Source organism: Aedoeadaptatus urinae (assembly GCF_900155585.1).
Taxonomy (GTDB): Bacteria; Bacillota; Clostridia; order Tissierellales; family Peptoniphilaceae; genus Aedoeadaptatus; species Aedoeadaptatus urinae.
In genome coordinates, this window is sequence record NZ_LT707418.1 from 403,589 (window position 1) to 415,849 (window position 12,261).

Consider the following 12,261-nt stretch of genomic DNA (forward strand, 5'->3'; position numbering starts at 1 on the left):
CATCTCTTTCTCTTCGCTCAAATAGTGATATCATACCCTATCCGCGGCGACTTTAAAAGATTCTAAAACAAAAAAAGAGCACCGAAGTGCCCTTTTTGCCCAATTGATTACTTATCGTCTTCATCGTCGACTACTTCGTAGTCTGCATCGACTACATCGTCGTCGGCCTTGGCTTCATCGCCTTGTGCGTTTCCTTGCGCTTGGGCTTGTTTATAAAGTTCTTCCGATACCGATTGGAAAGCCGTTTGAAGCGCTTCGGTCTTGGCCTTGATGGCGTCGAGATCGTCCGTATCCTTGACGCTCTTTAAGTCTTCGATGGCATCTTCCACCTTTTTCTTGTCGGCGTCGGAGATTTTGCCGTCGACTTCTTTCAGTGCGTTTTCCGAAGCGTAGATCACGGAATCGGCGTTGTTTTTAATTTCGATAGCTTCTTTTTTCTTCTTGTCTTCTTCGGCGTGAACTTCGGCTTCGCGAACTTTTTCCTTGATTTCATCTTCCGTCAGGTTGGACGAAGAGGTAATGGTAATGTGTTGTTCCTTGCCGGTGCCTAAGTCTTTGGCGCTGACGTTGACGATGCCGTTGGCGTCGATGTCGAAGGTGACTTCGATTTGAGGTACGCCGCGGCGAGCCGGTGCGATGCCGTCTAATTGGAAGCGACCCAAGGTCACATTATCTTGTGCCATTTGACGTTCCCCTTGAAGGACGTGGATATCGACGCTGGTTTGATTGTCGGCGGCCGTCGTAAAGATTTGGCTCTTCTTCGTGGGGATGGTGGTATTGCGTTCGATTAAGCGGGTGGTGACGCTGCCCATGGTTTCGATCCCTAAGGAAAGGGGCGTAACGTCTAAGAGAAGCAAGTCCTTAACATCGCCGCTTAATACACCGGCTTGGATGGCAGCGCCTAAGGCGACACATTCGTCGGGGTTAATGTCTTTTTGGGGATCCTTGCCGATAAGGTTCTTAACCAAGCTTTGTACGGCGGGGATACGGGTGGAGCCGCCTACCAACAGGACCTTGTCGATGTCCGATGCGGAAATGTTGGCATCCTTCAATGCTTCCATAACGGGACCTTCGGTTTTCTTTACGAGGTCGGCGGTTAATTCGTCGAATTTCGCGCGGGTCAGGTCCATGTTCAAGTGCAAGGGGCCTTCAGCCGTTGCCGTAATGAAGGGCAGGTTAATGTTGGTGCTCATAGTGGAAGAAAGTTCTTTCTTCGCCTTTTCTGCCGCTTCTTTCAAACGTTGCAAGCTCATGCGGTCGGCCTTTAAGTCGACGCCGTTTTCTTTCTTGAAGCTTTCGGCGATCCAGTCGATGACCTTTGCGTCGAAGTCGTCGCCGCCTAATCTATTGTTGCCGCGCGTGGATTGTACTTCGAAGACGCCGTCGGACAGTTCCAGGATGGACACGTCGAAGGTGCCGCCACCTAAGTCGTAGATCATAACCATGCTGGAATCCGTGTCCTTGTCTTCGCCGTAAGCGAGAGCGGCTGCCGTCGGTTCGTTGACGATACGCTTAACATCCAAGCCTGCAATACGTCCGGCGTCTTTCGTCGCTTGACGTTGGGCGTCGGTAAAGTATGCGGGAACGGTGATAACCGCTTCGGTAATGGTTTCGCCTAAATAGCTTTCGGCGTCGGATTTTAATTTTTGTAAAATCATGGCCGAGATTTCTTGGGGCGAGTAATCTTTTCCGTCGATGGTGACTTTGTGATCGCTGCCCATTTCTCTCTTGATGGACGATACGGTTCTGTCCGGGTTGGTGATGGCTTGACGCTTTGCCGTTTCACCGACGAGGCGTTCGCCGTCTTTGGTGAATGCCACGATGGACGGGGTCGTCCGGTTGCCTTCGATGTTCGGGATAATCGTCGATTGTCCGCCTTCCATAACGGCGACGGCGGAGTTCGTTGTACCTAAGTCAATACCAATAATTTTTGCCATTTTGTTTCCTCCTAAAATGTACGTTTTTTTTAATCTATATTATTTTGAGACCTTGACCATACTCGGTCGGATGACGCGGTCTTTAATCTTGTAGCCCTTTTGCAGGACGTCGATGACCACGCCGGATTCCACGCCTTCTTTTTCTTCAGTCATGACGGCGTGATGTAAATTGGGATCGAAGGGCGCATTCAGCGCGTCGATCTCTACGATGTCGTTTTTCGCCAACTCCCCTCGGAACTGATCGGCGATCATTTTCATGCCTTCGTAAAACTTTTCGTCCTTCACTTCGTCAGTAGCCAGGGCGCGCTCGAAATTGTCCAGCACCGGCAGAATGTCCAGGGCCAGCTTTTCCATGCCCAAGAGATGCATCTGCTGCTTTTCTTCGCCGCTACGTCTGCGGAAATTGCTGTAATCCGCCTGCAGACGCAGGTAGCGATCTTCGAGTTCCGCCAAGCGTTCATCCGTTTCCGGCGTCGCTTCGCCGACGTCGGCCTTTGCCGCTTCATCGGTCTCAACGGTTTGTTCCATTTCTTCATTTTCTTCCCGAGGATCCATATCCTTCGGTTCTTTGTTATTTTTTACTACCACTTCTCACCTCAACGTTCCTTCCCAAGTCTTTTCGACAGTGCATCGGTAAATGCCATAAGAGAATTTGCCGACTTTCTATAATTCATCCGCACCGGTCCGATCAATGCGATTCCGCCTCGATCGGTGCCGTTGATCGGATAGATCCGACTGATTAAGCTGTTGTTCTTCATGCTCTTCTCTTTGTTTTCCGAGCCGATGCGAAACCGTATGGCTTCGTCTGTGGCCATGGGATGAAAGAGCCGCAAAAGATTCGCCTTGTCCCGCACGTAATCCATCATGGATTTCATGCGATGGGGATCTTGAAATTCCTCGTAGCGAAGCAGATGGCCCACGCCGCTGATGACCACGTCCACCTCTTCCACCGCGTGAATGACGGAGGATAGGATCTCCGTGATTTGCAGCACGAAGATTTCGTAGCGAACCAGCTCGCCTGAGAGGACGAACTTCACGCCGTCGATGGCATCGAAGGGCGTGCCTACGAAGGCATCGGACAGGACGCCTGAAACGTAGCTCAGCTCCTCCTCGTCCACGCCGAAGCCCAGGTCGATCATGCGCTTGACGACGACACCGCGGTCGCCGACGATTAAAAGCATGACCATATGGTCGTTTACGGGAACGAGATCCAGATACTTAAGTCTCCGGTCGCTCTTTCTCGGCATCATCATCAATGCCAAGTTCTCCGTGTAATCGGCCAGAGCTTCCACGGCGGTGGAATAAAAATCCCTCGTGCCGTAAAGCTCCATGGGCATGGCGTTTTCGAAATAGTCCACGAGAGAATTCGGGTAGTCGATCTCGGGAATCAATTCGTCAACATAAAATCGATAAGCGCCCTCGGACGGAATGCGCCCGGCGGAAGTGTGTGGCTTTTCCAAAAAGCCCAGCGCTTCCAAATCGCTCATCTCGTTCCGTATCGTCGCCGATGACACGGCGAGGGACGGAGATTTCGAAATGGTGCGACTGCCTACGGGCACGGGAGAGGCGATGTAGGACTCGATAATCAGATTTAAAATTTCTATTTTTCTCTTGTCCAACGGATACCTCCCTTCCGCATTAGCACTTGTTTGATTCGAGTGCTAATCGCTTATGGTTTAAGTATACCACGGTTTTAGCACTTGTCAAGTGCGATTGCTAAAAATAAAAAAAGATTCCCCTTTTGAAGAATCTTTTCGTGACAAAGCAAGGGGCTATTTAATTTTCATGGCCGATTTCTTTTTGCCCTTTTTTACAGTCGAAAGAAATCCAATTCCACCTGATTTGCGAGATCTCTTCCTCTATTAGTCAACACCAGGCGATCGTCGATGACGGCAAGCAGGCCGCTCTTAATATTTTTTTCCATGGCCTCCCTGTGTACGGCTTCAAAGCTTTCCCCGGAAGGCAGAGGCGCCTTTAAGGAAATCCCTTCGTTGAGGCGAAGGCCCAGCATGGTGTACTCGTTGTCTCTATCTATATCCGAGAGGTGCTCCTCCTCGCCCATAGGCGCGCGGCCTTGAGCCAAGGCGTCTTTATAGGCGGAGAGGCTCTCAATGTTTTTCACCCGCCGCCCGTCCATGTGACCGCTGGCGCCGGGGCCAAGGCCGATGTACTCGCCTAAGCGCCAGTAATTTAAATTGTGGGCGCATTTGTGGCCGCCTTTTTCGAAATTAGAAATTTCGTATTGCTTATAACCCATGGCGGCGAGGCCCCTCTCGTAGGCGTGGACGTGGATGCGATCCAAGTCCTCCCTCTCTTCCATGCTTTTTCCGTAGCGGCGATCAAAGGCCGTGCCCGGCGCCACGATTAAGCTGTAAAGGCTCACGTGCTCGGGATTCAGCTTTTCGATCATGGCGAGGCTCGCCTCCACATCTTCCATGCTCTCTTCCGGCACCGACGAAATAAAATCCAGATTGATGTTTTTCGCCCCGCCCTCACGCAAATGAATGAAGGCGGCCTCGGCGGTCTTTACGTCGTGAATGCGGCCCATGATTTTCAACAGCTTGTCCGACGCACTTTGCACGCCCATACTGAAGCGATTGAAGCCGGCGTCGATTAAGTCTGCCACGTCGAGGCGAAGGACGCTTTCGGGATTGCCCTCCATGGTAATCTCCTTCACCTCCCCTAAATAGGGGCGCAGCTTTTCCATGATGCGCAGGAGGCGATCCGTGCCCAAGAGCGAGGGGGTGCCGCCGCCGAAAAAGACCGTGCTCACTTTTCTGGCGGACAAAATATCTTCGTACAGATCGATTTCTTTTGAGAGACTTTCCACATAGTCGTCGAAATCCCCGTCGCCCTTCTTCGCCAGGGAATAAAAATCGCAGTAGTCGCACTTTTTTTCGCAAAAGGGCACGTGGATGTAAATGCCCATTGGCTTTTTCATAGAACCTCCGAAAAAAACGGACCCCTTTAGGTCCGTCTTCCTTATTTGTCTTCGTCGTATTTGAGTACGGCAAGGAATGCTTCTTGAGGCACTTCCACATTGCCGATGGAGCGCATGCGCTTCTTGCCCTCTTTTTGTTTTTCCAAGAGCTTCCGCTTCCTGGAAATATCGCCGCCGTAGCACTTTGCCAGGACGTCCTTCCTGACGGCGCGAATGGTTTCTCTGGCGATGATTTTCGAGCCGATGGCCGCCTGAATGGGCACGGCAAATTGATGGCGAGGGATGACGCCGGTGAGGCGCTCGCAAATCTTTCTGCCCCGCTCGTAGGCCTTATCCTTGTGCACGATAAGGGAGAAGGCGTCCACCAGCTCCCCGTTAATGAGGATGTCCATCTTCACGAGATCGCCGGGCTCGTAGCCGATGAGCTCGTAGTCGTAGGACGCGTAGCCGCGGGTCTTGCTCTTTAATGCGTCAAAGAAATCGTAGATGACTTCGTTTAAAGGCAGCTCGTAGGTAATCATGACCCGGGTCTCTTCCAGATAGTCCATGCTGATGTAGCGGCCCCGTCGATCCTGGCAAAGCTCCATAATGGTGCCCACGTAGTCGGTGGGCGACATGATTTCCGCCCGCACGAAGGGCTCTTCCATAGATTCGATGGAGGTGGGGTCGGGAAGGTTCGACGGGTTTTGAATTTCCTCCGTCTCACCGTCCACGGTATGCACGCGGTAAATAACCGACGGCGCCGTGGTAATGATGTCCAGATCGAATTCCCGCTCCAGCCGCTCTTGAATAATTTCCATGTGCAAGAGACCTAGGAAGCCGCAGCGGAAGCCGAAGCCCAGAGCCACGGAGGTTTCCGCATCGAATACCAGGGCCGCGTCGTTGACCTGCAGCTTTTCCAGAGCGTCCCGCACGTCGGTGTAGGATTCCCCTTCGGCGGGATAGATGCCGGAATAGACCATGGGCACGACTTTTTTGTAGCCGGGCAGGGCTTCCTTCGGCGGATTTTTCGGATCGTAGATCGTGTCGCCGACTCGGGCCTCTTTGACGTTTTTAATGCTCGCCGTAATGTAGCCGACGTCGCCGGCGGAAAGCTCTTTAAGAGGGATGCTGCCGTTGGCATTGACGCCTACCTCCACCACTTCAAATTCCTTGCCCGTGGCCCACATTTTAATGCGGTCGCCGGCTTTGACCTTGCCGTCAAAAATGCGTACATAGCAGACCACGCCTCGGTAGCTGTCGTAGATGGAGTCGAAGATCAGCGCCTTTAAGGGGCCCTTCGCGTCGCCGGAAGGTGCCGGCACCTGATCGATAATGGCGTTTAGGACATCGTCGATGCCTACGCCGTTTTTCGCGCTGATCAGGGGGGCGTCCTCCGTGTCCAGGGCGATAATGTCTTCGATTTCTTTTTTAACTTCGTCCACGCGCGCCGAGGGCAGATCGATTTTATTGATCACCGGCACCAGCTCCAGGTCCTGATCCAGCGCTAAGTACACATTGGCCAGGGTCTGTGCCTCCACCCCCTGGGTGCAGTCCACCACCAAAAGGGCCCCTTCACAGGCCGCTAAAGAGCGGGAGACCTCGTAGTTAAAGTCCACGTGACCGGGGGTGTCGATAAGATTTAAAATATACTCCTCGCCGTCACGTTCGTGTACGAGGCGCACGGCCTTGAGCTTAATGGTAATGCCACGCTCTTTTTCCAGAGCCATGGAGTCCAATACCTGGGCGTCCATTTCCCGCTCCGTAAGCATGCCCGTCTTTTCTATGAGCCGGTCGGCCAATGTACTCTTGCCGTGATCGATATGGGCGATAATGGAGAAATTGCGAATATTTTTTTGACGATCGGTCATAGGTCCTCCTTTATACGTCCATTAATGAGAGAATACGGTGAATTTCGAAAAGGGATAGTAACGCAGCGCCGCCCGGGAGCGAATGTGTTTCTTTTCCACGGGGCCGAAGTAGCGGCTGTCGATGGACATACCCTCTTGGCGATTGTCTCCCATGACGAAAAATTCGCCATCCTTTATGTCCCAGGTGTTTTCCTCGTAGGTGCCCGTGGCAACCCCCGGGTGGGTATAATTTTCCTTCAATGCCACGCCGTTGACGTGGACTTTGCCGTCGGAGATTTCGATGTGATCACCGGGCAGGCCGATGACGCGCTTGACGTATTCCTTTCCCGATTCGTCCGGCGCATCGATGATCACGATGTCGCCCCGCTTGGGATCGGAGAAGTAATTGGGAAAGACGAGACAAATCATCCGTTCCCGTTCGTGTAGTGTGGGTTCCATGCTTTGGCCGATGACCATGGTGGTGTTAAAGATGAAATGGCGGATGACTACGGCCAAAACCACCGCCATGATTATTATTTTTATCATTTCTACCGCCGTGGAAGACGATTTTCCTTTTCCCTTCAAAATGTTCCCCTTTCTTGAATCTGACTATTCATTTTACCACAAACAAAATTTTTCTACATCTTTTATGAACTTCCTCTCTCCCTTTCTTGCAAAAGTGGAGACCATGTGGTAAAATTCTACAAGTTAAGGTATCCGAAGGGATAAAATCACAGTCGGAGGTGAATCATGGCAAATATTAAATCCGCTATTAAGCGTATCGGCACAACCAAGAAAGAAACGTTGCGCAATAAATCCGTTAAGACCGGCATTAAGACTTCCGTTCGCAAGTTTGAAGAAGCTCTTAATAAAGGTGACGTCGACGAAGCGAGAGCTCTCCTCCGCGCTGTCGATAAGAAACTTAAAAAAGCGGCATCGAAAAATGTTATTCACAAAAATGCGGCCGATCGTCGCATGAGCCGTTTAACCAAAAAATTAAATCGCGCCAACTAAAAAACAAAAACTGAAAACAGCCGTTTTCAGTTTTTTTCATGCCCATATTTAATTAGTCTCGAAGCATCCCGAGAAGCAAGGTCTCCAGCACGTCGCGATCCGCGGCGGAAGTGCTCTTCATGCGGAGCTCTTCATCTAGAATCAATCGGTAATGCCGCCTAAGCTGCTCTTTCGTATAAGCGCCGCTCTGTGCGGCTATTTTTTTGCCTTCGTAGGGCTTCACACCCATGAAGCGAAAAATATCCGCATCGCTTCTACCCGTCTCCCTCATGGTCTTGTAATACATGAGATTGCCCGTCTGCCGTGCGATCATGTATAGAATGCGCCCGGCGGGCTCTTCCTTGGCTTCAAATTCGTCTAAGAGCTTTAAAATCGTCGCCCCGTCCTTTCGCCCGATGGCGGCGAGAAGATCGAATATAGTGTCCGCGGAAAAGGGATCCAAAAAGGCGTCCACCGCCTCCGTGGTCACTTCCCCCTCCGACACGCTGGCGATTTGATCCAAGGTGTTTACGAGGCTCTGAAGGTCTCCTTCAAACTGTCTGTCGCCGTAGCCTGAAAGGCGAATGAAGTGCTCGAGCACGTCGGGTCGTATGCGGCGATTCTGTTTCGCCAAATAACCGGCGAGGAAATTACGAAGCACCCGGCCCGTGAGCCGCTCCATAGAAATGACCCGGCGGGCCTTGTCGAAGCGCTTATAAAGCTTCTGAGTCTTTTTTATGCTCGTCTCCGTCTCCATTAGAAGGAGCACGGTGGTATCGGGTATGTGAAAGACTTCCTCTAAAAAACGATCCAGATCCGGGTCGCCGCACAAAAGCCCGGCGTCTTTGACGACGACGATGCGCTTTTCCGACATAAAGGGCAGGGTGTTGGCCTTGGCCAAAATCTCTCCCACGTCCCCCGATGCCACGTCGTAGTTTAAATCCCGAGTGGCGGGGTCCAGGTATCTGTTTTCTATTTGCTTTCTCTTTTCTTCCATACCGAATTTTTCCGGTCCGTGAAGAAGATAGACTCCTTTATAATCCACTGATTCCATAAATCGTCTCTTTTCTTAAAATAATTTGCTCCTAAATTAGTTATATAGATCAAGCCTAACAGGTTGGCGGCAAAAAAGATACATTGCCCCGCAGTAAGGCGCCACGGTCTGTAAACGGACACTCGCACCTTTCCTTTTTTAAAGTTCATGGTAAGGGCGCCGTCTTTCGTCTGCCCGTAAGGGATGTGACGGGCTTTTAGGCGGTCCAACACCTCTTTATGAGGGTGGCCATAGGAATTATTCTCCCCCGCCGATATAAGGGCCAGGCGCGGCGCTGTGGCGTCGAGAAATTCCTCCGAGCTCGAGGTCTTCGAACCGTGGTGCCCGAGTTTGATGATTTCTTCCTTATGCCTTAGATCCGTCAGCAGCATTTTTTCCTGCTCGCTCGGCAAGTCGCCGAGAAAAAGCATGTGACAGCCGCCGGAGGCCAGCTCCATAACCATGGACAGGGCGTTGTCTTCTTCTCCGTAGGGCGGAAAGACCTTCATCTCCCAGCCCTTCATGGCAAACTTGCCTTGGATCTGGCGAATCCGCCCTGCCCTTTCTTCGATTTCGTCGTGCATGGCCCGGTCTTCGTCGCTTCCCGGCACCGGGGCAAAAATAGCTTTGATCTTAAAGTTTTTCGCCAAAGTAGTCACGCCGCCGGCGTGGTCCGCGTCGTAGTGAGAGAGAAAAATCCCATCAAGAGTCCCCACGCCTTTGGTCCGCAAAAAGGGCACCACGTATCGCGCCGTGGGATCGGCGCCGAAGCGGCTGCCTCCCGTGTCGATGAGCCCGCGAAAATCCTTCGCCTCCACATAGGCGCAGTCCCCCTGCCCCACGTAGAGCTGGGTCACGGACAGATCGGGGGCGGTCATTCGCCCCCAGGCGATAATCACCAACCCCACGAGAGCCGTCTGCAGCAGGAGCAAACGCCCCGCCTTTAGACGAAGGCGGCCGTAGGGAAAGGAGAGGGCGAAATGGAGCACGAGGTAATAGGCGCAGGCCTCCGCTACATTAAAGCTGGGTAAGACCCAGTTTAACGGCGCCATGGCCATGTGCCGCGTGAGAAAAAGAAAGGGAACGAAGATCCAATGGGTGACGATGGCCGCCCCCGCCGCCACCGGCCCGAAGACAACAGAAAGCAGGCTGACGGCGACGCCACCGTAGAGGATGGCCGCCGCCAAAGGCAGAAGCAGCACATTGGCGAAGAGGCCCATGATCGAAATGCGGCCCGTGGTGTGTAAGAGCAGGGGCGCAATGGCCAGGGTGACGCCCATGGACACGCCCAGCGCTTTCGCCACAGGCTCCCTCGCCGAGCCGAAATAGGGCAGCTTGGGATAGATATTTAAAATGCCGTAGACGGAAAAAAAGCTGAACAGAAAGCCCAGGCGGTAGATGTAAAAGGGATTGAATGCGAGAAAGACCGCGGCGCTGAAACCCAAGGCGTAATTGGGATCCACGGGACGGGTCATTCGCTTGCCCACGTCGGTAAAGAGAAGGGACAACCATACCCGCATGCCGCCGACGGGAAAGCCCGTGAGAAAAAGATAGAGGAGCAGAATCCCGTGAAGGGAAATCTTCCGCAGGTCGTAAGGCAAAGGCAGCTTCTTTAAACCCGCCGACAAACAGGCGAGAATGAGCTCGATATGTAGGCCTGAAATGGACAGAATGTGAATCACATTCAGGCTGCGAAAATCCTCCAGGCCTTCCCAGTCGGCGTCGTTGCCGAAGAGCATGGCAGACAGAAGCTTCGCCTCTTTCGGCGGAAAGTATTTCTCGGTGACTTCTCTGCCGAAATTCCGAAAGCTTCCCCGCAGCCCATACATTTTTTCTGTGAAAGTGTGGCCTTTCGGAAACACCTCTTCTTTCGTCGGGCGCAGAGTTCTGTCGATGCCGTGGGAGAGGCTGTAGTGAAGGCCGTCGAAGCCGCCGGGGTTTCGCGGCCGCTCCGGCTTCATGCTGCGCCCCCGCACCGCCATGGCCGTGCCCAAGCTCGGATTCGCCTCGGAAAAGACGCGCACCTTTTTAAAAGGGCTTACGTGCAATTCGTAGTAATTCTCCTTGGAGACCGACACCACGCCTCGTGCGGAAATTCGCTCGTTAGAAGCATCCGCCCCATGCAAGGACGATGCGGCAAGGACAAAGACGAGGAGGGCCGCTAAGGGATAGAGGGCGTCGGTTTTCTTTCTCCACAGAAACAAGGCGAAGGCTGTGAGAATCAAAACCGGGGCAGCAAAAGAAAGGGGCAGCCGCTCCGCTAGGAAGCAACCCCCGCCCATACAAAGGCATAAGAGAAACCAAACTTGTCTCATAACCACCCGCCCTCATAAATCCGGAATATGATAAAATAAGATAAAACTCGATCAAAAGTTAAAGGAGGCGTCTATGGCCCGCTATGAAAGGGAACCCTATCGTAATTCCATGAAAATAACCGTTCCCGAAACCGTAAAAAGTAAAGACTACCACTATTTTTTATTAGAAGACAGCATCGTCGCCCCGCCTGTTGAAGGCTACTACACCGGCGATAAAATCTTCATCGACGGCAAAGCAGCGGAATATTCCGTAGAAGGCGGCCGCATCCAATGTAAGATGGCCGCCGTTGAAAGCGGAAAAGAGGTGGAGCTTACCATCGATCGGCCTCACCGTCTGCAGGGCATGCAAAATAATATCGCCCGCATTCTCTTTACCAGCGCTCTGGAGTCTCTTCTCCACACGAAAATCCTCTCAGGCTCCACGGAAGACAGCTGCTATCTCGTCGTCGATGCCGCGGACATCGGCTTCGTGTCCCTGGAAAAAATAGAAAACTACGTTAATCATCTTATCGAATCCAATCTGCCGATTCAAGAAGAAAAGGACGAGGTCACCATTCCTTCCGTGGACAAGGTGCACAGCGTGGGGCCCCTTCTGAAAAATACCGGCGAGGTGGCTCTCTTCGCCGTGCAAAAAATCGAAAAGGTCGAAGAGGGACTGAAGCTCACCTTCGTCTGCGGCAAGGAAGCCTTGGACGATTACAGAAACCACCGCTACCTGACCAAGAACCTGTCCATGTATTTAAAAGAAAATACGACCCAGGGCATTTGGCAGGCGGTGAAAAAGCTTCAGGGCAAAATCGACGAGCAAAAGAAAAAAATTGACGCACTGGAAGAAGCCATGGGCAAGGAAGATGTGGAAGAATTCCTGGCCAAGCGCCGCACCGTGGAAGGCGTGGGATACATCTATACCACCCTTGAAAATATTAATTTTAAAAGCTTTAAGCGCCTGTCCGCCGCCATTCAGAAAAAGGCGAAGACTGTACAAATCTACGGCATCCCCAACGGCAACGAAGCCCAGATCCACGTCATTCGAAGCGCCGATGTCTCCGTGGATTTAAAAGACATTATGGACCGCGTGGCCGGCGAAAGGGAAGGCACGGGAAATATGTATCACGTCCAGATCAATGTGCCCCGGGCGCAAATGGGACAGATCATGGAAGCCTTTTTAATCGCCATTCAAAAGAGTTTAGCCTAAAGAGAAAGCCCTCGGAAA

The 12,261-nt window shown here is 52.3% G+C and carries 10 protein-coding genes; 2 read left to right on the forward strand and 8 right to left on the reverse strand.

The genetic code is table 11. The features are described from left to right. Positions 1–107: 107 nt before the first annotated feature. The 6 genes from dnaK to lepB all read right to left on the reverse strand — a co-directional run bounded on the left by dnaK (position 108) and on the right by lepB (position 7,253). A complete protein-coding gene (gene dnaK / locus BQ7397_RS07200; protein ID WP_077075430.1) occupies positions 108–1,937 on the reverse strand; it encodes a molecular chaperone DnaK in 1,830 nt (609 codons plus the stop codon). Positions 1,938–1,976: 39 nt separating this feature from the next. After that, positions 1,977–2,525 (reverse strand): nucleotide exchange factor GrpE, encoded by a 549-nt coding sequence (gene grpE / locus BQ7397_RS07205; RefSeq protein ID WP_077075431.1) that lies wholly within the window; start codon positions 2,523–2,525, stop codon positions 1,977–1,979. A gap of 8 nt (positions 2,526–2,533) precedes the next feature. After that, the gene (gene hrcA / locus BQ7397_RS07210) at positions 2,534–3,556 is read right to left on the reverse strand and encodes a heat-inducible transcriptional repressor HrcA (protein ID WP_077075432.1); all 1,023 of its coding nucleotides are present in this window, start codon (positions 3,554–3,556) and stop codon (positions 2,534–2,536) included. Positions 3,557–3,747: 191 nt separating this feature from the next. Beyond that, entirely contained in the window at positions 3,748–4,878 is a 1,131-nt protein-coding gene (gene hemW / locus BQ7397_RS07215; RefSeq protein WP_077075433.1) for a radical SAM family heme chaperone HemW, read from the reverse strand. 41 nt (positions 4,879–4,919) lie between these two features. After that, positions 4,920–6,728: a translation elongation factor 4 gene (lepA, locus tag BQ7397_RS07220; RefSeq protein ID WP_077075434.1), complete on the reverse strand. Its 1,809-nt coding sequence runs from the start codon at positions 6,726–6,728 to the stop codon at positions 4,920–4,922. 21 nt (positions 6,729–6,749) lie between these two features. Then, positions 6,750–7,253 (reverse strand): signal peptidase I, encoded by a 504-nt coding sequence (gene lepB, locus BQ7397_RS07225; RefSeq protein WP_077075724.1) that lies wholly within the window; start codon positions 7,251–7,253, stop codon positions 6,750–6,752. Positions 7,254–7,457: 204 nt separating this feature from the next. On the opposite strand from lepB, the gene rpsT reads away from it, so the two are divergent. Then, a complete protein-coding gene (gene rpsT / locus BQ7397_RS07230) occupies positions 7,458–7,721 on the forward strand; it encodes a 30S ribosomal protein S20 (RefSeq protein WP_077075435.1) in 264 nt (87 codons plus the stop codon). Positions 7,722–7,773: 52 nt separating this feature from the next. Here the strand turns inward: rpsT and holA are convergent, their stop codons facing one another. Both holA and BQ7397_RS07240 read right to left on the reverse strand, forming a co-directional pair. After that, the gene (gene holA / locus BQ7397_RS07235; RefSeq protein ID WP_077075436.1) at positions 7,774–8,754 is read right to left on the reverse strand and encodes a DNA polymerase III subunit delta; all 981 of its coding nucleotides are present in this window, start codon (positions 8,752–8,754) and stop codon (positions 7,774–7,776) included. Then, positions 8,673–11,048: a DNA internalization-related competence protein ComEC/Rec2 gene (locus BQ7397_RS07240; protein ID WP_077075437.1), complete on the reverse strand. Its 2,376-nt coding sequence runs from the start codon at positions 11,046–11,048 to the stop codon at positions 8,673–8,675. Before BQ7397_RS07240 ends, holA begins: the two co-directional genes overlap by 82 nt. Before the next feature lie 73 nt (positions 11,049–11,121). Between BQ7397_RS07240 and BQ7397_RS07245 the strand changes: the two genes are divergently transcribed. After that, entirely contained in the window at positions 11,122–12,243 is a 1,122-nt protein-coding gene (locus BQ7397_RS07245) for an alanyl-tRNA editing protein (protein WP_077075438.1), read from the forward strand. The last annotated feature ends 18 nt before the right edge of the window (positions 12,244–12,261 follow it).